Genomic DNA, 22,037 nt, shown 5'->3' on the forward strand with positions numbered 1-22,037 from the left:
CCGACTTGGTACCCTAGATAGTCGAGTCCCCCCTGTAAATCCACTGAAAGAAGTGCGCGGCGCGTGTTCAATTCACTCTCTGACCGGTTGACAGCAACCTTCAAGAATCTCCGTGGCAAGGGCCGCCTCACTGAGGCCGACGTCGATGCCACAGTCCGGGAGATCCGCCGCGCCCTCCTGGATGCCGATGTCGCCGTTCCCGTGGTGCGTGAGTTTACGGCCCGCGTCCGCGAGCGTGCCCTCGGGGCAGAGGTATCGGGGGCGCTGAACCCCAGCCAGCAGATCGTCAAGATCGTCAATGAGGAACTCGTTGAGATCCTCGGTGGCGAGACCCGCCGGATCCGCCTTGCCAAGACCGGTCCCACCATCATCATGCTGGCCGGCCTTCAGGGTGCCGGTAAGACCACCCTGGCGGGCAAGCTCGCCAAATGGCTCAAGGCCCAAGGCCACAGCCCCCTGCTGGTGGCATGTGATCTCCAGCGGCCCAATGCCGTCACCCAGCTCCAGGTTGTCGGCAACCGCGCCGGCGTGCCCGTTTTCGCGCCGCACCCCGGAGCCACTTCGGAACTGGAGCACCCCGCCGGTGACCCGGTCGCCGTCGCCCGCGCCGGCGTTGAGGAAGCGCGCCAGAAGCTGCACGACGTCGTGATTGTTGACACCGCCGGGCGCCTCGGTGTTGACGCCGAGATGATGGAGCAGGCGAGCGAGATCCGCCGCGCCATCGTCCCCAATGAAGTGCTGTTCGTGATCGACGCCATGATCGGGCAGGACGCCGTGAACACGGCTGTGGCGTTTGACGAGGGTGTGAACTTCACCGGAATCGTGCTGTCAAAGCTCGACGGCGACGCCCGCGGCGGTGCCGCACTCTCGGTTGCGTCGGTCACCGGTAAGCCGGTTATGTTCGCCTCCACCGGCGAAGGCGTGGATGACTTTGAGCTGTTCCACCCGGACCGCATGGCCTCCCGCATCCTGGACATGGGTGACGTCCTCACCCTGATTGAGCAGGCCGAAAAGAACTGGGACAAGGACGAAGCCGCCCGGATGGCGAAGAAATTCGCCGACCAGGAAGACTTCACCCTGGACGACTTCCTCTCCCAGATGCAGCAGATCCGCAACATGGGCTCCATGAAAAAGATGCTCATGATGATGCCCGGTGCGCAGAACATCCGTGAGCAGCTGGAGAACTTTGACGAGCGCGAGATCGACCGTGTCGAAGCGATCGTGCGTTCCATGACGCCGCACGAACGCGTCGCCCCGAAGATCATCAACGGCTCCCGCCGGGCACGCATTGCCCGGGGTTCCGGCGTGCATGTCTCCGAGGTCAACGGCCTGCTGGAGCGCTTCGGCCAGGCCCAGAAGATGATGAAGAAGATGGCCCAGGGCGGCGGCATGCCCGGAATGCCCGGGATGCCTGGCATGGGCGGCCCCGGCGGCGCGCGGAAGGGCGGCAAGAACGCCCCGAAGAAGAAGGCCCGCTCAGGCAACCCTGCCAAGGCTGCCCAGGAGCTGAAGGACGCCGAGGCCCGGCGGGCCGGGGCGGCGAAGGCGCTCCCCACGGGGGCGGCGTTCGGCCAGCAGGCCGGCGACTTCGACCCGTCGCAGCTGAACCTGCCCAAGGGATTCGACAAGTTCCTCGGCAAGTAGCCACCCCTCCCGGCTGGGTAGCAGGCGTCGTTGTGGGCACTCATAACGACACTGGCAGCTGCCCAATTGGGATGTCGGTGCCGTGGAATAGGGTTGGGTCATGTTCAAACAGCGGGTAGTATTCGTGCACGGCGCCGGACCTTTCGGTGCCGCGGCGTGGCTGCGCCAGCACGGCATGGCGCTGACGTACGACGCCCTGTTCCTTCGGCGGCACGGTTTTGACCCCGTCGCTGAACCCGTAGAGTCCTCGTTCGCTGAAGACACCGCCATCATCCTGCGCTCACTTGCCGATGACGGCCGCGGGGCTACTGGGGGCCATGTTGTTGCCCACGCCGAGGGCGCGATTGCGGCCATGATGGCTGCCGTCGAACGCCCCGAACTGGTGTATTCCCTCACGCTGGTAGAACCGGCGTGCCTGTCCCTGACCGCCGAACTGCCTGCCACGGCCGCACACCGCGCCCTGATGCAACCGCTGTTCGACGTCCGGCGCCAGCTCAGCGATGAAGACTTCCAGCGTGAGTTCGTGCGGCGAATGTTCGCGGCGGACCTGCAGGAGCCCGCCACGCCGGAGGAAAAACGGTCGGCGCGCCGGCTCCGGTTGCAGGCGCCGTCCTGGGAGGCCCCGCTGCACATAGTTCCGGGCGTCCCCACCATGGTCCTGACGGGTGGGTGGGAACCGCTCTACGAGGAAATCGCCGGATATCTGCAGGAAACCGGTGCCCTGCACCGCATCGCTGCGGGAGGACACCGGCCCCAGGACTCTGCCGAAGGTGACCGTGCCGTCCGGTCCTTCATCGCCGACGTCGGCAGGTCACGCTCGGTTCAGGCGTCCTGAGCCGTCAGTTCCCGGCCGGGATCCGAAGCTCGGGGAGGTAGACCTTCCCGCCGGCGGCCAGGAACTCCGCACTCTTTTCGCGCATCCCGCTGTAGGCCTCGGCGATGGCCGCCTGCGAATCGGCGGAACCGTATTCGTCCCTGATGTCCTGGCTGATCTTCATGGAGCAGAACTTCGGGCCGCACATGGAGCAGAAGTGGGCGGTTTTGGCCGGTTCGGCCGGCAGCGTCTCGTCATGGAAGGCCTCCGCCGTGACCGGATCCAGGGACAGCGCGAACTGGTCGCGCCAGCGGAACTCGAACCGGGCCTTGGACAGGGCATCATCCCGCTCATGGGCGCCGGGGTGGCCCTTGGCAAGGTCTGCTGCGTGGGCGGCGATCTTGTAGGTGATCACTCCGGTCTTCACATCGTCCTTGTTCGGCAGGCCAAGGTGTTCCTTGGGCGTGACGTAACAAAGCATCGCCGTGCCGTACCGGGCGATTTCGGTGGCGCCGATGGCGGACGTGATGTGGTCGTAGCCGGGGGCAATATCCGTGACCAGCGGCCCCAGCGTGTAGAACGGGGCGCCCTTGCAGAGTTCCTGCTGGCGTTCCACGTTCTCCCGCACCAGGTGGAACGGGACGTGCCCGGGACCTTCCACCATGACCTGCACGTCGAATTCCCACGCCCGCTGGGTCAGTTCAGCCAGGGTGTCCAGCTCGGCGAATTGGGCGGCGTCGTTGGCGTCCGCCGTCGCCCCCGGGCGCAGTCCGTCGCCCAGGGAGAACGCGACGTCGTACTTGGCGAAGATTTCGCACAGCTCGTCGAAGTGGGTGTAGAGGAAGTTCTCCTGGTGGTGCGCCAGGCACCACCCGGCCATGATCGCGCCGCCCCGGGAGACGATGCCGGTAACGCGGTTGGCCGTCAGCGGCACGTAACGCAGCAGCACACCGGCGTGGATGGTCATGTAGTCCACCCCCTGCTCGCACTGCTCGATGACCGTGTCCCGGTAGATCTCCCACGTCAGGGCGTTGGCCTCCCCGTTGACCTTCTCCAGCGCCTGGTAAATGGGCACCGTACCGATGGGCACGGGGGAGTTGCGGATGAGCCATTCCCGGGTGGTGTGGATGTCGTCTCCGGTGGACAGGTCCATCACCGTGTCGGCGCCCCACTGGGTGGCCCATTGGAGTTTGTCCACTTCCTCGGCAATGGAGCTGGTCACTGCCGAGTTGCCGATGTTGGCGTTGATCTTGACCAGGAAGGCCTTGCCGATGATCATCGGTTCGGATTCCGGGTGGTTGATGTTGTTGGGGATGATGGCGCGGCCGGCGGCGACTTCGCTGCGGACCAGTTCCACATCACAGTTTTCGCGGAGGGCGATGAACTGCATCTCGGGGGTGATGACACCCTGCCGCGCATAATGCATCTGCGTGACGGTCCGGCCGCCGACGGCGCGGCGGGGCACCGGCTGCGCGCCCTTCCACTCCGCAGAGGCTGCGCCGCGGCGGACGGCCGACTTGCCGTCGTCGAGCAGGTTCCGCTCCCGGCCGCTGTAGGGCTCAGTGTCTCCGCGGGCGGCGATCCACTCTGAGCGGAACGGGTTGAGGCCCACCACCGGATCGCTGCCCGGTCCCGCCGTGCGGTAGGTCCGGAAAGGCCCGTTCGGCGCGCCGTTTGGCGACGGTTCGAGGGCGATCTCGGTCACGGGAACCCGGATCCCGGTGGCGTCATCAGTGATAAACGCCAGCGAGTGGGACTTCAGTGACTGGGTTTCAGGCTGGAGCGTTTGATCCACGTCGGTTTCATTTTGGACGGGGATCAGCTGTGTTTCTTGTGTATTCAATGAATACTCACTTCCTTCGCCGGCATTACCCGGACAGGTTCAACGGTCGCAGGCTGCGTCAGCCCGATCTCAGCCCGTGCAAGGGCTCCCGTGTGGTCAAGTCGAAGCTACCACAGGCCGAGGGTGGACTGGTGACAGCAATCACGGGAAAGCGGTCGCAATCAGTCTGCTTCGCCACTTGAATTAAATTGAAGCTTCAAGTAAATTAGAACCATAGCCGCCTTCCATCCGAAGGCCAACGGACCGGGAGTGTTCAAATGACTGCGGAAGCCACCAGCCGGGATCTCCTTCCTGCCGACCTCTCCATGGGCACCGTGATGCTCAAGGTGGGCGACATGAAGCTGATGACCGACTACTACCAGCGTGCGCTCGGCCTGGAGGTCGTCGCAGAACAGGACGGCGGCGTCTATCTTGGCCGCCTTCAACGCCCGCTGGTCCATCTCGCGGCCGCCCCGTCCTTGAATCTGCCTGGCAGGGGAGAGGCCGGGCTGTTCCACACCGCACTGCTGTTTGACGACCAGGCTTCGCTGGCCGCCACGGTAGCCACCGCCGCCCAGTACGAACCCCGGTCCTTCACCGGCAGCGCCGACCACCTCGTCAGCGAGGCCTTCTACTTCAACGACCCCGAAGGCAACGGCATCGAACTGTACTGGGACAGGCCCCGCGAAAACTGGTCCTGGAACGGGAAGGCTGTAGTGATGGACAGCCTGGCACTGCCGCCGCAGCGCTACCTCGAGCAGCACCTGACCCAGGAATCCGTGGCCGGCCAGCGGGCCAGCGAAGCCGGCGTGGGCCACGTCCACCTCCAGGTGGGCGACGTCCAGTCAGCGCACGATTTCTACGTGGGCACGCTGGGCTTCGAAAAGACCGCCGGCTGGCACGGGCAGGCGCTGTTTGTCTCCGCGGGCCGGTATCACCACCACATGGCCATGAACGTCTGGAACAGCCGCGGAGCCGGTCCCCGCAAGGACACCCTGGGCCTCGGCGAAGTGCTCATCGAGGTCCCTTCCGGGGATGACGTCGGAGCGCTCGCCGACCGCCTGAAGGTCGCCGGTGTAGCCTCGCACCACACGGGCGCCGAGCTTCGCTTCGAGGACCCGTGGCGCAACAATATCCGTGTCGCCGTCCGCTGAGTGCGGATGCCAAATGTGCGGACTGCCTTGTACTAGGCTGATTCTGAACGGCCGGGGCGGCACTTGCTGCTGCCCTTCCAGGCCGCACCGTCGACGGAATGAGGGCTGTTCCCATGGGCTTCACTGAAATTTTTGTTTCCACTCACGATGCCGCGCTGAAGCGGGCGGACGTCCTGGATGCAGGCGGCTCCCCGGCGGGCCAGGCCCTGCGGATTCCCGGAATCAGCGATTTCGAAATCGAGCAGCTTGGCGATCTTGCCGGCGTTGCGGTGCACGCCGGTGGCGCGGACTACGAACTGGCCATGGTTGACGTGGCCAGTGATTCCCTCCTCGGGGTCCCGCCGGCCATGGTGCGTGCGCTCGCCGACCTGCTCAGCTACGAGACTGAAGGCGAAGGCAATGTCCTGGACGACGTCGCTGAAAGGTGGGCTGCCCAGGATGACATGCCGTTCGGCGTGGCCGAGGCCCGGACGTATGTCCAGCAGTTCGCTGAGCTGGCCAACTCCGTCGATGACGCCGCACGCACGGGCGTGTATGTCTGGTCGTCGTAGGCCGGCCGTGGCCCGCCGGGTCCGCCCGGCTGCCCCATCCCGACGTGTCAAGTCGAAATCCGGACGCTGATCTGGCACAATAAACAGGTACTCGATCTGCGTGGCCCCTCTCTCCGCGTCCGGATCCTGTCCTTCGAACCCTCAAGTATGGCCCGCCCCACGGGTGCAGAACGTCGGTTCACCCCTTTTCTGAAACAGGAGTGACCACAAAAGTGGCCGTAAAGATTCGCCTTAAGCGCTTTGGCAAGATGCGCGCACCGTACTACCGCATCGTCGTCATGGACGCACGCTCCAAGCGTGACGGCCGTGCCATCGAAGAGATCGGTAAGTACCACCCCACCGAAGAGCCCTCATACATCGAGGTGGACACGGACCGTGCCCAGTACTGGCTCGGCGTCGGCGCACAGCCGTCCGAGCAGGTTGCCGCGATCCTGAAGATCACCGGTGACTGGCAGAAGTTCAAGGGCCTGCCGGGCCAGGAAGGCACCCTGAAGACCAAAGCTCCGAAGGCTGCCTTTGTTGCCCCTGAAAAGGGTTCCGTGATCATCCCGGAAGCCATCACCAAGAAGTCGAAGCAGTCTGACGCAGCCGAGGCCCCGGCCGAGGCAGAGACCACAGAGGCTGAGTAGATTGCTGGCAGAAGCGCTCGAACACCTCGTCCGGGGAATCGTTGATTCGCCGGAGGATGTCAAGGTCAGCTCGAAGAACAACCGCCGCGGGGACACCCTCGAGGTTCGTGTTCATCAGGATGACCTGGGACGGGTGATCGGCCGCCAGGGCCGCACCGCACGGGCATTGCGCACCGTTGTGGCGGCACTGGCAGACGGCGAGCCGGTCAGGGTCGACGTCGTCGACACCGACCGCCGCCGCTAAGCGCTCGGCAACATCAGTTTTTTGCTCCGGCCCTTCCACCAGCAACGGTGGAGGGGCCGGAGTGCTTTCACCACATCGCCCAATCCCGGCACGATCACAGACAGAGGAACAGATGCAGCTTCAGGTGGCACGAATCGGCAAACCGCATGGAATCCGCGGCGAAGTGACGGTCCAGGTGCTGACCGACGCTCCGGGGGACCGGTTTGTTCCCGGTACCGAGTTTGTGGTGGAGCCTGCATCGGCCGGCCCGCTCATTGTTGAGGGTGCGCGCTGGAACAAGGACATCCTGCTGCTCGCATTCGAAGGAATCGAGACCCGCAACCAGGCAGAGACCCTGCGCGGCGCCAAGCTTTTCATCGAAACCGAAGAGCTGGACGAGGACGACGACGAAGGCTGGTACGAGCACGAACTAGTAGGGCTCGAGGCGCGCGTCGGGTCGCAGGTGGTCGGCAGGATCGCCGCCCTGCACACCTTGCCCGTCCAGGACCTGCTCGTGGTTGAAACGCCGGACGGCAAGGAAATCCTTGTCCCGTTTGTGGAGCAGATCGTTCCGGAGGTCAATGTGGCCGATGGCTTCGTCCTGCTGACGCCGCCGGACGGTCTCTTTGAGGTCAACGACGGCGAAGCCGGCCCCGGTGAAGCGGAGGAAAACGCGTAGATGAGAATCGACGTCGTCAGTATCTTCCCGGAGTACCTGGCGCCCCTGGAGCTCTCGCTCATTGGCAAGGCCCGCCAGGACGGCCTGTTGGACCTGCGCGTCCATGACCTGCGTGATTTCACCACCGACAAGCACCGCTCAGTGGACGACACCCCGTACGGCGGCGGCGCCGGCATGGTGATGAAGCCTGAGCCTTGGGCGCAGGCGTTGGCTGCTGTTGCCGCAGCTGCTGTCGCCGGATCCGGTGAAGCCGCAGGGGGCGCCGAGGCCACGGCGGCCGAGCCCGCCAAACCGGTTCTGATCGTCCCGTCGCCGGCAGGGGAGCGCTTCAACCAGGCCCTGGCCCATGAGCTCGCAGAAGAGGACCAGCTGGTTTTTGCCTGCGGCCGCTATGAGGGCATCGACGAGCGTGTCATCGAGTGGGCGGAAGAGCACTTCACGGTGCGCCCCATGAGCCTTGGTGACTATGTGCTGAACGGCGGCGAAGTGGCCGTTTTGGCCATGGTCGAAGCCATCGGCAGGCTGCTGCCAGGCGTTGTGGGCAACCCTGATTCCCTGGTGGAGGAGTCGCATTCGGACGGGCTGCTGGAATACCCCGTGTATACCAAGCCCGCCAGCTGGCGGGACCGGGAAGTCCCGGCAGTGCTGCTGAGCGGCAACCACGGGAAGATCGCGCAGTGGCGCCGCCACGAGCAGTACCGGCGGACGGCGGAACGCCGTCCGGACCTCCTGGAAACGTTCGACGCCGGGAAGCTGCCACGTGCCGACCGGACGGCTTTCGCCGACCTCGGGTACGAGGTCGTCGACGGTCACCTCCTGGCGCGGCGGCAGGCCGATACCAGCACGGACGCCGGAACCGACGCCTCAACCTGAACCGGCGCGTCTGTGGTCCAAGGCGATTGGCTGTAGGCCCGCGAGTGTGGCAAAATTAGTCTTTGTGTCTGCTGGGTCCGCACCTGCCACAGGGGGAGCGCAACCAACAGCTGGACACCCCGGGACCTTCAATCAGTGAAGGAACCGGCCCCACTTAATTTTCGGCGGTAATTTCCGGTACTTCCGGGCTTGCCCGCCGTGACCCAAAGTGAATGTCCTGTGGCGTTCACCAGGAGTGCAATTATGCATATTCTCGATTCCGTAGATGCAGCCTCGCTGCGCACCGATGTTCCTGTCTTCCGCGCGGGTGACACCCTCAAGGTTCACGTGAACATCATCGAAGGCAAGAACTCCCGTGTCCAGGTGTTCCAGGGCTTCGTCCTTGGCCGCCACGGCGACGGTCTTCGCGAAACCTTCACCATCCGCAAGGTCTCCTTCGGCGTCGGTGTGGAGCGTACCTTCCCGGTGCACTCCCCGATCATCGACAAGATCGAAGTTGTCTCCAAGGGTGACGTGCGCCGCGCGAAGCTGTACTACATGCGCGACCTGCGCGGCAAGGCTGCGAAGATCAAGGAAAAGCGCGACTTCCAGCCCAAGAAGTAAGTCCCCAGGGACCTACAAAGCAGGCCCCAGCCGTACCAGGCCAGCGCCGGAGCCCTTCGCATCAGCGCCCCAGGAATACGGATCATGGACCAGACAAAACGCCAGCCCAGACGAATGGGCTGGCGTTTTGCGTTCCTGGCAGTTCTCCTGGCCGTGGCCATCAGCGGGCTGGTCCGTTCACTTTTGCTGGATGTCTATTACATACCGTCCGAATCCATGGAGCCGGTCCTCGCGAAGGGGGACCGCATCCTGGTCTCCAGGACAGACTTCCATGCCGAACCCATCCGTCGGGGCGACATTGTGGTCTTCGACGGCAGGGGTTCGTTTGCTCCCCTGCACAGTGGGAAGGGCCCCTTTCTGGATTCCCTTGCAGCGGCCGGGCAGTGGCTTGGCCTGGCCAGCAGCGACACCACGTACGTCAAACGTGTCATCGGCATCCCCGGGGACACCGTGGTCTGCTGCGATGCAGACGGAAAGATCACCGTCAACGGTGGGGCACTCGATGAGCCGTACCTGTTCGGCGGAGACAGCCCAAGCACGCAGGTCTTCAGCGCCGTGGTGCCCGACGGAAGGCTTTGGCTGCTCGGTGACCACCGCTCGGCGTCCGCCGATTCGCGCAGCCTGCTCGGTGCGCCCGGCGGCGGCATGGTGCCAATGGACCGCGTTATCGGCACGCCGGTCCAGATCGTCTGGCCACTTGATAGATTTGCTGCAGTACCACGGCCGCCAGCGGCAGGATCAACAACAGAGGACGGACAGTAGATGCCCGAGAACAAAGCCCGGACACCTGAGCCGCCTCGCGACGGCGCCCCCGGTGCCGACACCGACGGTATGTCCGCCAACGCGATTTCCGGCGGCGGGACATCCGACGGCGTGGCGGATAGCAGCCCGTCGGCGCCACAGTCCGGCAGGCGATCCGCGGCACCGACTTCCGAGCCCGCCGCCCCCAGCCAGCTCTTTGTCTGGCTGAAGGAGGTTGCCACGGTAGTGGTGATCGCCGTGGTGCTGTCCTTCCTGATCAAGACGTTCCTGTTCCGCGCGTTCTATATTCCGTCCGAGTCCATGGTCAGCACCCTGGACGTCAACGACCGCATCTTCGTGAACCTGCTGGTTCCGGAGCCGTTTTCCCTCTCACGCGGCGACGTTGTGGTCTTCCGTGACACCAAGGGCTGGCTGAGCTCCGCACCGGAGGAACCGAATGGACCTTTCACATGGGTCCAGGACGGTCTGACATTTGTGGGACTTTTGCCGGACAACTCGGAACAGCACCTCGTCAAACGGGTTGTCGGGCTACCCGGTGACCACGTGATCTGCTGCGACGCCGGCGGTAAACTGACCATCAACGGATCTCCTATTGATGAAACCTATGTCAACGGGGCTGAGGAACCGCAGATCCGTGCTTTCGACGTCGTTGTTCCTGAAGGAAAGGTCTGGGTCATGGGCGATAACCGCAATCACTCCGCGGATTCCCGCTCGCACCTGGAATCCAATGGCGGATTCGTCGACCTCGTGGACGTAGAGGGCAAAGCCGCCGTCATCGCATGGCCGCTGAACCGGATCACTGTCCTTGACAATTATCCGGCCGTCTTCCGGAACGTGCCTGCGGGAGGCTAGGGGTGTCCGCAGTGATACCGGCCACCGGGTCCAAGGCTCCGGCCCGCCAGACGGACGGGGTCCGCTCCAAAGCGCCGACGCTCCGGCATGAGCGGACGTTCAAAGCGCAGGGCGCCCGTTACCTGGCCGGCGTGGACGAAGTCGGCCGCGGGGCGCTGGCAGGACCGGTGAGCGTCGGAATCGCCGTCGTGGACCTCCACACCCAGAAGCCCCTGGCCGGTGTGCGGGACAGCAAGCTCCTCAGCCCCGCCGAACGGGAACGGCTGGAACCGTTGGTCAGACGCTGGAGTGTTGCGTCCGCCGTCGGGCACGCTTCCGCGCGGGAGATCGACGCATTGGGCATAATCGCTGCGCTGCGGCTGGCCGGTACGCGCGCCTGGCAGGACATCCTTGCGGCCGGCATCAGCCCCAATGTGGTGCTGCTCGATGGCAGCCACAACTGGCTCTCGCCCGCCGGGCAGCCCTCCCTGTTTGACGAGCCGCCCGTGGATTTCGCGTGCCTTGCCCCGGTCCACACCAAGATCAAGGCGGACATGCAGTGCCTGAGCGTGGCCGCAGCCAGCGTGATTGCGAAGGTGGAACGCGACGAGCAGATGCGCGGCCTGCACTGTGAATACCCCGAGTTTGGCTGGGACGTCAACAAGGGCTACGCCACGGCAATTCACCGGGACGCGCTCCGCGCCGCCGGAGCCACACCGTACCACCGGGTGAGTTGGAACCTCCTGGGCGGCGAACTCTGATTCCGTGCCGCTCCAGTGCCTGCCGCACTGGTGTGGGGCTCGTGCGGCGCGGACGCTGCGACTGCGGCGCCCTGGATGGTGCAAGATGGAAGCATGAGTGCAGAGGATCTTGAAAACTATGAAACCGACATGGAGCTGCAGCTCTACCGTGAATACCGCGATGTTGTCGGGCTCTTCAGTTACGTTGTCGAGACCGAACGCCGCTTTTACCTCGCAAACCACGTTGACCTGCAGGCCCGAAGCGCCGACGGCGAGGTCTACTTCGATCTGACGCTCCAGGATGCCTGGGTGTGGGATGTGTACCGTTCGGCACGGTTCGTGAAGACAGTCCGTGTCCTGACGTTCAAGGATGTCAACGTCGAAGAACTGCCCCGCAACGAGGATCTCGCCCTGCCGAAGGACGCTGACCTCGGCAACTGACGCCGGCCCACTGCTCCTCCACAGCCCCGCTGTATTGGGGCGGTTTTCCCGGGTTGCCCACATACGCGAATAGCCTGCTGTCCTCCGCTGTCCTGCCACTGCAGGCTGGTTGCGGAGGTAGAAATGAAATCCAAAGACCTGTTGGGCCGGCGCGGCGAGGAACTCGCGGCCGGCTATCTTGAATCGCTCGGCATGCTGGTGGTGGAACGCAACTGGCGCTGCGCCGACGGTGAAATAGACATTGTGGCCCTGGACGGCGACGCCCTGGTCATCGCAGAGGTGAAAACCCGCCGTTCCCTGGACTACGGGCACCCGTTCGAAGCCGTGGGGCCGGACAAACTCGCCCGGCTGCATCGGCTCGGTTCGGCGTGGTGCCGAGACCGGGAGCTGCGGATGCCGCTACGGCGCGTGGACGTCATTGCCGTGGTGGACGACGGCGGCGGCGAACCCGTGGTGGAACACCTCAAGGGGGTGGGGTAGATGGCGCTGGGCCGGGCCTACTCCGTGGCACTGGTGGGATTGAACGGGTACATCGTCGAGGTAGAAGCAGATATTGGCCAGACCCTGCCGGCATTCGTGATCCTGGGCCTCCCGGACGCAGCCCTCAACGAGGCCAAGGAACGCATACGTTCCGCGGCCAAAAATTCCGGAATTCCGCTGAGCCGGCGGAAGATCACGGCCAACCTCATCCCTGCGTCGCTGCCCAAACGCGGTTCCGGCTTCGACCTTGCCGTGACCATGGCAGTCCTGAGGGCCGCAAATGACATCAAGCCCACCGGCCGGACCGTCTTCATCGCCGAACTCGGGCTGGATGGCCGGCTACGGCCGGTGCGCGGCATCCTGCCGGCAGTGATGGCGTCGGTGCAGGCCGGCTATCCGGACGTGGTGGTCGCGCACGCCAACCTCGGCGAAGCATCGCTAGTCCCCGGAGCCAACGTCAAGGGGTACCGCACGCTGGCGCGGCTGGCGCTCGATTTCGGTGCAGACCCGCAAGAGCTCGCACTGGACTTCGAGCCGGAGGACGAGGCCGGTCACGGGGACTCCGAACCGGGAGCCCAGGCTGTTCCTGACATGGCCGACGTCTCCGGCCAGGGCGAAGCCAGACGTGCACTCGAGGTGGCCGCTGCCGGGGCCCACCACCTGCTCCTGACCGGACCCCCGGGTGCGGGCAAGACCATGCTGGCCGAAAGACTTCCCGGTCTCCTGCCGGACCTTGCCGATAATGAGGCCATGGAAGTCACTGCCATCCACTCCCTCTGCGGCCTTCCCTCATCCGCCGTTCAGCTTGTGCGGCGGCCGCCGTTCGAAAACCCGCATCATTCGGCTACAGCCGCCGCCATTATCGGCGGGGGATCGGGGTTGCCGCGCCCGGGTGCGGCGTCGCGGGCGCACCGCGGTGTCCTGTTCCTGGACGAGGCCCCGGAATACGAACGGCGCGTCCTGGACGCCCTCCGCCAGCCCCTGGAGAGCGGGGAGCTGGTCATTCACCGCTCGGCAGGAACGGCAGCCTACCCTGCCCGGTTCCAGCTGGTCCTTGCCGCCAATCCCTGTCCCTGCGGCAAGGCTTCGGGAAAGGGTTTGGACTGCACGTGTACGCCCATGATGCGGCGCCGCTACGTGGCCAGGATGTCCGGTCCGCTGCTGGACCGGGTGGATATCCAGCTGCAGGTGGAACGCGTGTCACTGGCCGACTTCGGCCAGGCGGGCGCCGAAGAAGACACAGCCGCCGTGGCACGGAGGGTAGGCGACGCACGCCGGCGCCAGGCCGAACGGCTGCGGCCGCTGGGAATGGAAACGAACTCGCAGGTGCCCGGCCGGATTCTGCGCGGCGCCCTCCGGCTGCCGGCCGACGCCACGCGGATCCTGGACCACTCACTGGAGCGGGGCGTACTGACCGCCAGGGGCTATGACAGGGTTCTCCGGCTGGCCTGGACCCTGGCGGACCTGTCGCACCGCGACATGCCCGACACCAACGACATCGGCCAGGCCCTTGGCCTCCGGCAGGCTGCCTCGGCAGCTGCGTGAAGGAAGAAACCACATGGACAACGAACGGATCGCCCGGGCCGCCCTGTCGCGGCTCATGGAACCGCAGGACGCGGCCGGACTGGCCCTGGTACAGGCCACCGGCGCACCCGACGCCTTGAAAATCGCCACGGGCCAGGCGGCCGCCGGCCCGGCACTGGAGCGGGAGATCACCGGACTGCTGGCGGACAACGGCGCCGGAACCAGCTGGGCGGGGATGGCTGCCTCCCTCAAACGCTGGGCTCCCCGCATTCCGGATCTGGCGCCCGAGCGTGACCTGGCCACCATGGCACGCCTTGGCGGCCGGCTGATAATCCCGTCGGATGATCTCTGGCCTGCCCAGCTCGGGGACCTTGGGATGCAGGAGCCCATCTGTCTGTGGTGGCGGGGCCTGGAACAGGAGCTTCCCGGTCCGGCCCGGAGCGTGGCGCTGGTGGGGTCCCGCGACAGCACCAGCTACGGCGCATCGGTGACCGGGGACCTCGCCTACTCCCTGGCTCAGCGGGGCTTCACCGTGGTGTCCGGGGGCGCGTACGGCATCGACGCCCACGCGCACCGGGCAGCACTGGCCGGGGGATCAGCGGCGGTGCCTACCATCGCGGTGATGGCTGGTGGTGTGGACCGGTTCTATCCGTCCGGCAATGAGGATCTCCTGCGGGCGGTCTGCAACCAGGGAGCGGTGCTCGCAGAGGTGCCGCCGGGGTCGGCGCCCACTCGCTACCGCTTTCTCCAACGGAACAGGCTGATCGCGGCCTTGGCCGCTGTGACGGTGGTGGTGGAAGCGCGCTGGCGGTCCGGTGCGCTGAACACGGCCCACCACGCGGAGACGCTTGGCCGGGCGGTGGGAGCTGTGCCGGGGTCCGTGCACAGCGCCAACTCCGCCGGCTGCCACCGTCTACTCCGGGATGGCGGGGCTGTCTGCGTGACTGACGCCGCGGAGATCGCCGAACTGGCCTCCCCAAGCGGCGTGGGGCTTGCGGCGCCCGGGACAGCGCATGCGGCCGACCATGACGGACTGACCCTGGAGGATCTGATCCTTCTTGACGCCCTGCCGCTGCGGTCCACCACGTCCGTGGACAAGCTCTGCGCAGTTGCCGGCCTCAGTGCGGACTCCGTGCGGGCCGGGTTGGGCAGGCTAGGCCTGCTGGGGCTCGCAGCTTCAGAAAGGGGAGGCTGGAAACGGGCCAAGGAATTAGCGTAGTTGCCTGTGTCCGGCACGGGATTCCCGCGGAGTTCTGGGACAGTGGAACAGTGCAGAATCAGGAACTGTCCCGGGCGTTTGAGCAGGCACTCGCAGACTTCGGCAGATACCTGACCGCCGAGCGGGCCCGGTCCGGGCATACGCTTCGGGCATACCTGTCCGATCTTCGAAGCCTCCTGGAATACGCCGCCTCCGAGGGCGTCACGGATCTGCCGGAACTGGAGCTGGGCACTCTCCGACGCTGGCTCGGGGCGCAGAGCCAGGCCGGGATATCCCGGGCCACCCTTGCGCGGCGATCGGCTACAGCGCGTTCCTTCACCACGTGGGCCATGCGGGAAGAGCTCATCGAGACCGATCCTGCCCTCCGTCTCAGGGCTCCCAAAGCGGAAAAGTCACTGCCCGGGGTGCTGCAGTCCCAACAACTCCTCAGGCTGCTGAACAGTCTGGAAGAAGCCGCGGCTAACGGGTCACCGGTTCCGGTGCGTAACCGGGCCATGGTGGAGCTCCTATACGCCACGGGGCTGCGGGTGGGGGAGCTGGCCGCCTTGGATGTGGACGATCTCAACCCGGACCGCCGGACCCTACGGGTGGTCGGCAAGGGCAACAAGGAACGGACGGTTCCCTACGGCGTCCCGGCAGCTGTAGCGGTCGACGACTGGCTCCGCAGGGCCAGGCCGCTCCTGGCGACGGGCCACAGCGGACCGGCGCTTTTCCTGGGCGCCAGAGGAAACCGTGTTGACCAGCGTCAGGTCAGGACCGTGGTGAATGCTCTATTCGAAGCTTTGGGCGACACCTCAGCAACCGGTCCGCACGCGCTAAGGCATACTGCGGCAACGCACCTGCTCGATGGCGGCGCGGATCTTCGTGCGGTCCAGGAAATCCTGGGCCACAGCAGCCTCGCCACCACGCAGATCTACACCCATGTGTCCGTTGAGCGGCTCCGGAGCAGCTACCAGCAGGCCCATCCCCGGGCCTGAGAGCCGTGGATTCCCGCCAACGCGGGGTTAATTCCAGGACTGTGTTACCTATGGCGGATCGCACTGGCGTAATTACGCGGCGTACGGCACAATAAGAGTCACGTCCGGCAACTTTCAAGTGACGCTTGAAGCTCTTTCGCTTCGCGCGTCACCCGCAAGTCCGGACACAGCTTAATAATCAGGCAGGGAACACCGCCGCTGGAACATACAGCACCGGGCAGTTTCATCCAGGCAGAGGTCGTTGGGGAAGACGTACCTACAGCTATGGAGGATGGAATGTCTGTTGCAATGACCCGCGGTGTGCTGTTTGTTCACTCAGCCCCTACAGCACTGTGCCCGCACGTTGAGTGGGCCATTGGATCCGTCGTGGACAAGCGGACGGATCTAGAGTGGACCCCTCAGCCTGCCGCGCCCGGAATGTTCCGCGCCGAGCTCTCCTGGACAGGAACCCCGGGCACCGGATCGCTGCTGGCATCCTCACTTCGCGGCTGGGCCCATCTTCGCTACGAGGTCACTGAAGAGCCGAGCCAGGGAGTTGACGGCGGCCGCTGGTCGCATACCCCCGAACTGGGAATCTTCCACGCCACAACGGACGTCCACGGCAACATCATGGTCTCAGAGGACCGCATCCGTTACGCCTACGAATCGGGTGCCGGCGATCCCTCGGCCGTGTACCACGAGCTTTCCCTGGCCTTGGGTGAGGCGTGGGACGAGGAACTAGAGCCGTTCCGCCACGCAGCCGAGGGCGCACCGGTCCGCTGGCTGCACCAGGTGGGCTGACCGCCGTCGGACATCACGACGTCGTACTTCCTGTCCGCTGTCCCGGCAGAAGACGTGCCGGATCGGAAGGCGGCGCTCCATAGCAAAAGCAGAGGCCCCGCCACATGGCGGGGCCTCTGCTTCGTCTGCGGTACTTGCTGTTCCCGCGCTGCTGCTAGATGCTGCGGACAGCGATCACGGCGTTGTGGCCGCCGAAGCCGAACGAGTTGCTCAGGGCCACGATGTCGCCTGCCGGCAGATCCCTCGCCGACGTGACGACGTCGAGCGGGATCTCCGGGTCCTGGTTCTCGAGGTTAATGGTGACCGGGGCCTTGCGGTGGTACACGGCCAGCACAGTGAGTACTGCCTCCACGGCACCTGACGCGCCCAGCAGGTGGCCCATCTGTGACTTAGTGGCGGACACTGCGATGTTGTCGAGGTGGTTCCCCAGCGATGCGCGGAGGGCCGTGTACTCGGGCTTGTCACCGACGGGAGTTGAAGTGGCGTGCGCGTTGACGTGGACAACGTCCTCGGCCTGGATCCGGCCGTCGAACATGGCTGCCTTCAGCGCGCGCGTGGCGCCCAGGCCCTGGGGGTCCGGGGCGGTGATGTGGTAGGCATCGGCCGTCACGGAGGTGCCGGCCAGTTCGCCGTAGATGCGGGCGCCGCGGGCAATGGCGTGTTCCTCAGCTTCGAGCACCAGCGCGCCGGCGCCTTCGCCCATCACAAAGCCGTCGCGGCCCAGATCGTAGGGGCGTGAGGCGCCCTGGGGGTCGTCGTTGCGGCGCGAGAGGGCCTGCATGGACGAGAACGCGGCCAGGGGCATGGGGTGGATGGCTGCCTCGGCGCCGCCGCACATCACTACGTCGGCCTTGCCGGAGCGGATCAGCTCCAGGCCCAGGTGAAGGGCCTCGGTGCCCGACGCGCAGGCCGAAACCGGGGTGTGGGCGCCGGCCCGGGCGCCAAGGTCAAGGCTGACGGCTGCTGCGACGCCGTTGGGCATCAGCATGGGCACCGTCATGGGCAGGACGCGGCGCGGGCCCTTTTCCTTCAGCGTGTCCCACGCGTCCAGCAGCGTCCAGACGCCGCCGATGCCTGTGGCGAAGGCGACGGCAAGGCGGTCGGGGTCAATCTCGGTGATGCCGGAATCGGCCCAGGCTTCACGGGAGGCGATGACGCCGAACTGGGTGGACGGGTCCATCCGCTTGGCCTCAACGCGGCTCAGGACCGATAGTGCCGGAGTGGAGCAGCGGGCGGCGAAGTGGACCGGCAGTTCGTACTTGGCGACCCATTCGTCTTCCAGCGTGCGGGCACCGGAGACCCCCTTCAGCGCGTTGTTCCACATGGTGGGTACGTCGCCGCCGATGGGCGTGGTGGCACCCAGACCGGTAATGACTACTTTGCGTGTCATTGGATCACTCTCTGTCGGTGGGCAGGCCGTATCCGGTTGTCCGGCGGGGTCCCGCGTGTGGGGCAGCTGGCTGCCGAAAAATGTGGTGGACTGCCGGTCCGGCCTGAGCACGGACCGGCAGTCCAGTCAGCCTTAAGGGGCTGAAGCCTTGGCTAGGCCTGTGCGCCTGCGATGAAGCTGACGGCGTCGCCCACGGTCTTGAGGTTCTTGACCTCTTCGTCCGGGATACGCACGCCGAACTTCTCTTCGGCGTTGACCACGATAGTCATCATGGAGATGGAGTCGATGTCCAGGTCCTCGGTGAAGGACTTGTCCAGTTCCACAGCCTCGGGGGCAAGGCCGGTTTCTTCGTTGACGATTTCAGCCAAGCCGGCCAGGATCTCTTCGTTGCTAGCCATTGATGGCTCCTTTTCTTGTTATTGCCGGCAGGGGGTGCCGGAAACGGTGCAGTCCGCGGATGCGGGCTGTATGGGGCGTTCCTAAGGAAGGACGATTACCTGGGCACCGAAGACCAGCCCGGCGCCGAAGCCGATCTGGAGTGCGAGGCCGCCGCTGAGCTCAGGGTTTTCCTTGAGCAGGCGGTGGGTAGCAAGGGGGATGGAGGCCGCCGAGGTGTTTCCGGCATCAGCGATGTCCCGGGCCACGGTGACGGATTCAGGAAGATTCAGTTTCTTGACCATCTCGTCGATGATCCGCATGTTGGCCTGGTGCGGGATGAACGCAACGAGGTCTTCAGCCTTGACGCCCGCGGCCTCCAAAGCCTGCTGTGCCATCTTGGCCATTTCCCAGACCGCCCAACGGAAGACGGTCTGCCCGTCCTGGCGGAGTGTGGGGTAGAGCTCCTGCGCTTCTTCGAGCAGGGCAAAGTCGCCGGGCTCGTCGGACTGGCGGGCGGCCATGCTGAGGTCGCGGACATCCAGGATGGAACGCGTCATGCCGATGGCGTCCCACTTGCTGCCGTCCGAACCCCACACTGAGGGTCCGATGCCGGGGGTGTCCGAGGGGCCGATGACAACAGCGCCCGCGCCGTCGCCCAGCAGGAAGGAAATGGTACGTTCCCGGTTGTCGATGACGTCGGAGAGCTTCTCCGCGCCGACCACCAGCACGTAGGTGGCCGTGCCGGAGCGGACCAAGGCATCACCCTGGGCGATGCCGTAGCAGTACCCGGCGCAGGCGGCCGAGATATCGAAGGCCGGAGCCGGCGTCGCACCGATGCGGTCAGCCAAGGCGGCGGCAGCCGACGGCGTGGCGTACGGGTGGGTGACGGTGGAAACGATGACGGCACCAAGCTGGGAGGCTTCGATGCCTGCCTGCTGCAGGGCCTCCCGGGCAGCGCCCTCGGCCATATCGATGACGCTGACGTCGGCAGCGGCCCGGTGCCGGGTCACGATGCCGGTCCGCTGGCGGATCCATTCGTCCGAGGAATCAATCCACTGGCAGACGTCGTCGTTGGTGACGATGACGTCAGGCCGGAATGCGCCGAGGCCGATGATGCGGCTGTATTCGTTTACGGAAACCTGTTTCAGCGTGGGAACGCTCATGCGTTTCCCTCCAGTTCTGCGAAGAGTGCCAGTGCGGCCGTGAGGTCGTCCGGGGTTTTGACTGCAACGGTCTTGACGCCGGGCATGCCGCGCTTGGCGAGCCCGGCCAGGGTGCCGGCCGGGGCCAGCTCAATGACACCGGTGACGCCGCGCTGCACAAGGGTTTCCATGCAGAGGTCCCAGCGGACCGGCCGGGAGACCTGCGCGATGAGGCTCTCGACGGCGGCGCCGCCGTCGGTCACTTCCCGGCCGTCAAAGTTGGACAGCAGGGGCACCTGCGGCTTCTGCGGCTTGAGGCCAGGCTTGAGCGACTCGAGGGCGCTCACGGCGGGGGACATGTGTGAGGTGTGGAACGCCCCGGCCACTTTCAGCGGGATGACCCGCGCCTTCGCCGGCGGGTTGTCCGCCAGGGCCTTGAGTTGTTCGAAGGTTCCGGCTGCCACGGTCTGGCCCGCGCCGTTGACATTGGCAGGTGTCGCGCCGGTAGCCTCGATGGCGGCCAGGACCTCTGCGGGGTCCCCGCCCACAACGGCACTCATGCCGGTGGGGGTTACGGCAGCGGCGGCGGCCATGCTGTTGGCGCGTTCACGCACGAACGTCATGGCTTCCTGCTCGGTGAGCACGCCGGCGAGGGCCGAGGCGGTGATTTCACCGACGGAGTGGCCGGCAAGGATCACGGGAAGCGTGCCGAGTTCGACGTCGAACAGCGACTTTGCGGCCACCAGTCCGGCGGCAACAATCAGGGGCTGCGCAACGGCGGTGTCCTTGATGGTGTCCTCGTCAGAGGTGGTCCCGTGGGCAGTCAGGTCGATGCCTGCGATCTCACTGAGGGAGGCCAGATGGCCTGCTACCGAAGGCAGTTCCAGCCAAGGGGCCAGAAAACCCGGGGTCTGTGAGCCCTGTCCAGGGCAGACTATTGCAAGCACGTATCCAGCTTTCCAAATTTCGGGGTCATCCAGCGGTGTTTCACTGCACCAAGCTCAAGGGGTCAGTTTGTAGGAAGTCTACAACGACTCACGGCTGATTCCGCGCCGGATGACGCTCCGCCGGGGCTTTTGGCGGCGCCGACAGCCGCCCGACAACCAATGCCGCCTGCAGCACAAACGCCTCCCGGGGGAGCAGCGGATCCCAGCCCGTGACGTCGCAGACGCGCTTGAGCCGGTACCTGACGGTGTTGGCGTGGACAAACAATTCGCGGGCGGTCGCCTCAAGGGAATGGCCCAGCTCCAGGTAGGTGCCCAAGGTCTCCACCAGCCCGTTGGAGGCGGCGACAAGCGGACGGTAGATGTTCTTGACCAGGGAACGGCGCGCCGCTTCGTCACCGGAGATGACGCGTTCCGGCAACAGGTCATCGGCGGCCACGGGCCGGGGGGCGGCGGGCCACGCCCTTGCCGCGGTCAGGCCGGCAAAGGCAGACTGCGCTGAGCCGCTGGCCTCCAGCAGGGAGCCGGCCTCCGGACCGTAGACCACCGGGCCGGGGGCGAACATTTCGCTGAGTTTCAGGTATGCGGTCTCGCGGTCCTGGACGCCGCCAAGGATCAGGATCAGCCGGTCGCCCTGGATGCCCACCAACGCATCCTCGGCGTAGCGGCCTGCCAGGCGGCGCAGTTCGCTGACGTAGCTGGCACTGGGTTCAGAAGGCGAATTGCCCACCATCACAGTGAACCTCTCCTGTGCCTTCCAACCCAGCGCGGCGATCCGGGACCGCAGCGCGTCCGTGTTTTCGCCACGGAGGATGGCGTCCACGATCAGCGCTTCCAGCCGCGTATCCCAGGAACCGCGGGACTCGGCCGCCCGTGCATACACGTCTGCCGCCGCGAAGGCCACTTCCCGTGAGTACCGCAGCACCGCCTCGCGGAGGGAGGGCTGGTCAGCTTCCGGGGCGATGACCGGCACCTGGTCTTCCACCACTTCCACCACGATGCGGATGAGCTGGAGCGCCTTCTGGAGGCTGATGGAGCGCGTCAGCTCGGTGGGGGCCGTCCCAAAAACGTCGGTGAGGATCCACGACGGTGAGCTGGGCCGCTCATACCAGGTGACAAACGCTGCGATGCCGTTTTGCGCCACCATGCCCAGGGCCGAGCGCTCGTCGGAGCTAAGGCGCGAATACCACGGCAGCGACTTTTCCAGCTGGCGAAGGGTGGTGGTGGAGAGCTGGCCCACGCTTGCCCGGAGCTTTTTCAGGGTTTCGGATTTCTCCGGTGTCATGCTACGCGAGGACGGCTTGCGCTTCACGGGCGGGGTGGTTGGCTCTGGCATCCTACGAGCATACGGTGCCTGCCCGGCAAGCTCCATTTGTGCAAAGGCTACAACGTTGTTGGACCTGCGTCACAGGCTGCCTCCTGTCCAGAAAGGCAGGG

Annotated in this window: 24 protein-coding genes and 1 riboswitch; of the genes, 18 read left to right on the top strand and 6 right to left on the bottom strand. The window is 65.6% G+C overall.

Going from position 1 to position 22,037, the window contains the following annotated elements; translation table 11 throughout:
- Positions 1–63: 63 nt before the first annotated feature.
- Positions 64–1,644, top strand: a complete 1,581-nt coding sequence (gene ffh, locus NG697_RS02480; RefSeq protein ID WP_252609991.1) for a signal recognition particle protein — start codon at positions 64–66, stop codon at positions 1,642–1,644.
- Between the two features lie 100 nt (positions 1,645–1,744).
- On the top strand, positions 1,745–2,479 hold the full coding sequence (locus tag NG697_RS02485) for an alpha/beta fold hydrolase (RefSeq protein WP_252601592.1): 735 nt from the start codon (positions 1,745–1,747) through the stop codon (positions 2,477–2,479).
- Between the two features lie 4 nt (positions 2,480–2,483).
- Here the strand turns inward: NG697_RS02485 and thiC are convergent, their stop codons facing one another.
- Positions 2,484–4,301, bottom strand: a complete 1,818-nt coding sequence (thiC, locus tag NG697_RS02490) for a phosphomethylpyrimidine synthase ThiC (RefSeq protein WP_374209879.1) — start codon at positions 4,299–4,301, stop codon at positions 2,484–2,486.
- A riboswitch (TPP riboswitch) is annotated at positions 4,296–4,403 on the bottom strand. (Overlaps the previous gene by 6 nt.)
- Positions 4,404–4,558: 155 nt before the next feature.
- On the opposite strand from thiC, the gene NG697_RS02495 reads away from it, so the two are divergent.
- The 16 genes from NG697_RS02495 to NG697_RS02570 all read left to right on the top strand — a co-directional run bounded on the left by NG697_RS02495 (position 4,559) and on the right by NG697_RS02570 (position 16,746).
- Entirely contained in the window at positions 4,559–5,434 is an 876-nt protein-coding gene (locus NG697_RS02495; protein ID WP_252601589.1) for a VOC family protein, read from the top strand.
- Positions 5,435–5,547: 113 nt separating this feature from the next.
- Positions 5,548–5,985, top strand: a complete 438-nt coding sequence (locus NG697_RS02500) for a hypothetical protein (protein ID WP_252613542.1) — start codon at positions 5,548–5,550, stop codon at positions 5,983–5,985.
- Positions 5,986–6,197: 212 nt separating this feature from the next.
- Positions 6,198–6,614, top strand: a complete 417-nt coding sequence (rpsP, locus tag NG697_RS02505; RefSeq protein WP_056349101.1) for a 30S ribosomal protein S16 — start codon at positions 6,198–6,200, stop codon at positions 6,612–6,614.
- A gap of 1 nt (position 6,615) precedes the next feature.
- Complete coding sequence (locus NG697_RS02510; protein ID WP_056349097.1) at positions 6,616–6,858, top strand: RNA-binding protein; 243 nt, start codon at positions 6,616–6,618, stop codon at positions 6,856–6,858.
- A 112-nt stretch (positions 6,859–6,970) separates the two neighbouring features.
- Complete coding sequence (rimM, locus tag NG697_RS02515) at positions 6,971–7,516, top strand: ribosome maturation factor RimM (RefSeq protein ID WP_252609997.1); 546 nt, start codon at positions 6,971–6,973, stop codon at positions 7,514–7,516.
- On the top strand, positions 7,517–8,389 hold the full coding sequence (gene trmD, locus NG697_RS02520) for a tRNA (guanosine(37)-N1)-methyltransferase TrmD (RefSeq protein ID WP_252609999.1): 873 nt from the start codon (positions 7,517–7,519) through the stop codon (positions 8,387–8,389).
- Between the two features lie 243 nt (positions 8,390–8,632).
- On the top strand, positions 8,633–8,992 hold the full coding sequence (gene rplS, locus NG697_RS02525; protein WP_056349088.1) for a 50S ribosomal protein L19: 360 nt from the start codon (positions 8,633–8,635) through the stop codon (positions 8,990–8,992).
- 84 nt (positions 8,993–9,076) lie between these two features.
- On the top strand, positions 9,077–9,754 hold the full coding sequence (gene lepB, locus NG697_RS02530) for a signal peptidase I (protein ID WP_252613544.1): 678 nt from the start codon (positions 9,077–9,079) through the stop codon (positions 9,752–9,754).
- Positions 9,755–10,606, top strand: coding sequence for a signal peptidase I (lepB, locus tag NG697_RS02535; protein ID WP_252610005.1), 852 nt, complete (start codon positions 9,755–9,757; stop codon positions 10,604–10,606).
- Between the two features lie 11 nt (positions 10,607–10,617).
- A complete protein-coding gene (gene rnhB, locus NG697_RS02540; RefSeq protein ID WP_374209885.1) occupies positions 10,618–11,346 on the top strand; it encodes a ribonuclease HII in 729 nt (242 codons plus the stop codon).
- A gap of 93 nt (positions 11,347–11,439) precedes the next feature.
- Positions 11,440–11,766 (top strand): DUF2469 domain-containing protein, encoded by a 327-nt coding sequence (locus NG697_RS02545; protein WP_252601579.1) that lies wholly within the window; start codon positions 11,440–11,442, stop codon positions 11,764–11,766.
- Positions 11,767–11,889: 123 nt separating this feature from the next.
- Positions 11,890–12,246: a YraN family protein gene (locus tag NG697_RS02550; protein WP_252601576.1), complete on the top strand. Its 357-nt coding sequence runs from the start codon at positions 11,890–11,892 to the stop codon at positions 12,244–12,246.
- On the top strand, positions 12,247–13,791 hold the full coding sequence (locus tag NG697_RS02555) for a YifB family Mg chelatase-like AAA ATPase (protein WP_252610007.1): 1,545 nt from the start codon (positions 12,247–12,249) through the stop codon (positions 13,789–13,791). It abuts the gene before it with no gap.
- A gap of 13 nt (positions 13,792–13,804) precedes the next feature.
- Positions 13,805–14,989, top strand: a complete 1,185-nt coding sequence (dprA, locus tag NG697_RS02560) for a DNA-processing protein DprA (protein ID WP_252601570.1) — start codon at positions 13,805–13,807, stop codon at positions 14,987–14,989.
- Between the two features lie 50 nt (positions 14,990–15,039).
- Entirely contained in the window at positions 15,040–15,966 is a 927-nt protein-coding gene (locus NG697_RS02565; protein ID WP_252601567.1) for a tyrosine recombinase XerC, read from the top strand.
- Between the two features lie 276 nt (positions 15,967–16,242).
- Positions 16,243–16,746 carry a DUF3145 domain-containing protein gene (locus NG697_RS02570; protein ID WP_056349065.1) on the top strand — a complete coding sequence of 168 codons (504 nt, stop codon included), beginning with the start codon at positions 16,243–16,245 and terminating at the stop codon, positions 16,744–16,746.
- Positions 16,747–16,900: 154 nt separating this feature from the next.
- Here NG697_RS02570 and NG697_RS02575 read toward each other — a convergent pair whose 3' ends face one another.
- The 5 genes from NG697_RS02575 to NG697_RS02595 form a co-directional block, all read right to left on the bottom strand.
- Positions 16,901–18,136, bottom strand: a complete 1,236-nt coding sequence (locus tag NG697_RS02575) for a beta-ketoacyl-[acyl-carrier-protein] synthase family protein (RefSeq protein WP_252613546.1) — start codon at positions 18,134–18,136, stop codon at positions 16,901–16,903.
- Positions 18,137–18,288: 152 nt separating this feature from the next.
- On the bottom strand, positions 18,289–18,534 hold the full coding sequence (locus tag NG697_RS02580) for an acyl carrier protein (RefSeq protein WP_009359314.1): 246 nt from the start codon (positions 18,532–18,534) through the stop codon (positions 18,289–18,291).
- A gap of 81 nt (positions 18,535–18,615) precedes the next feature.
- Positions 18,616–19,677, bottom strand: a complete 1,062-nt coding sequence (locus NG697_RS02585; RefSeq protein ID WP_252601563.1) for a beta-ketoacyl-ACP synthase III — start codon at positions 19,675–19,677, stop codon at positions 18,616–18,618.
- The gene (locus NG697_RS02590) at positions 19,674–20,603 is read right to left on the bottom strand and encodes an ACP S-malonyltransferase (RefSeq protein ID WP_181037144.1); all 930 of its coding nucleotides are present in this window, start codon (positions 20,601–20,603) and stop codon (positions 19,674–19,676) included. Before NG697_RS02590 ends, NG697_RS02585 begins: the two co-directional genes overlap by 4 nt.
- Before the next feature lie 88 nt (positions 20,604–20,691).
- On the bottom strand, positions 20,692–21,936 hold the full coding sequence (locus tag NG697_RS02595) for a PucR family transcriptional regulator (RefSeq protein ID WP_056349053.1): 1,245 nt from the start codon (positions 21,934–21,936) through the stop codon (positions 20,692–20,694).
- Between the last annotated feature and the right edge of the window lie 101 nt (positions 21,937–22,037).

The organism is Pseudarthrobacter raffinosi (assembly GCF_023913835.1).
Classification (GTDB): domain Bacteria; phylum Actinomycetota; class Actinomycetes; order Actinomycetales; family Micrococcaceae; genus Arthrobacter; species Arthrobacter raffinosi.

Excerpts from the sequence above, each read along its gene's own strand:
- lepB (WP_252613544.1), top strand. The coding sequence starts at position 9,077 with ATGGACCAGACAAAACGCCAGCCCAGACGAATGGGCTGGCGTTTTGCG.
- NG697_RS02575 (WP_252613546.1), bottom strand. The coding sequence starts at position 18,136 with ATGACACGCAAAGTAGTCATTACCGGTCTGGGTGCCACCACGCCCATC.
- NG697_RS02585 (WP_252601563.1), bottom strand. The coding sequence starts at position 19,677 with ATGAGCGTTCCCACGCTGAAACAGGTTTCCGTAAACGAATACAGCCGC.
- NG697_RS02580 (WP_009359314.1), bottom strand. The coding sequence starts at position 18,534 with ATGGCTAGCAACGAAGAGATCCTGGCCGGCTTGGCTGAAATCGTCAAC.
- rimM (WP_252609997.1), top strand. The coding sequence starts at position 6,971 with ATGCAGCTTCAGGTGGCACGAATCGGCAAACCGCATGGAATCCGCGGC.
- NG697_RS02570 (WP_056349065.1), top strand. The coding sequence starts at position 16,243 with ATGTCTGTTGCAATGACCCGCGGTGTGCTGTTTGTTCACTCAGCCCCT.
- trmD (WP_252609999.1), top strand. The coding sequence starts at position 7,517 with ATGAGAATCGACGTCGTCAGTATCTTCCCGGAGTACCTGGCGCCCCTG.
- NG697_RS02495 (WP_252601589.1), top strand. The coding sequence starts at position 4,559 with ATGACTGCGGAAGCCACCAGCCGGGATCTCCTTCCTGCCGACCTCTCC.
- NG697_RS02550 (WP_252601576.1), top strand. The coding sequence starts at position 11,890 with ATGAAATCCAAAGACCTGTTGGGCCGGCGCGGCGAGGAACTCGCGGCC.
- lepB (WP_252610005.1), top strand. The coding sequence starts at position 9,755 with ATGCCCGAGAACAAAGCCCGGACACCTGAGCCGCCTCGCGACGGCGCC.
- NG697_RS02595 (WP_056349053.1), bottom strand. The coding sequence starts at position 21,936 with ATGCCAGAGCCAACCACCCCGCCCGTGAAGCGCAAGCCGTCCTCGCGT.
- NG697_RS02555 (WP_252610007.1), top strand. The coding sequence starts at position 12,247 with ATGGCGCTGGGCCGGGCCTACTCCGTGGCACTGGTGGGATTGAACGGG.
- NG697_RS02500 (WP_252613542.1), top strand. The coding sequence starts at position 5,548 with ATGGGCTTCACTGAAATTTTTGTTTCCACTCACGATGCCGCGCTGAAG.
- NG697_RS02545 (WP_252601579.1), top strand. The coding sequence starts at position 11,440 with ATGAGTGCAGAGGATCTTGAAAACTATGAAACCGACATGGAGCTGCAG.
- rplS (WP_056349088.1), top strand. The coding sequence starts at position 8,633 with ATGCATATTCTCGATTCCGTAGATGCAGCCTCGCTGCGCACCGATGTT.
- NG697_RS02485 (WP_252601592.1), top strand. The coding sequence starts at position 1,745 with ATGTTCAAACAGCGGGTAGTATTCGTGCACGGCGCCGGACCTTTCGGT.
- dprA (WP_252601570.1), top strand. The coding sequence starts at position 13,805 with ATGGACAACGAACGGATCGCCCGGGCCGCCCTGTCGCGGCTCATGGAA.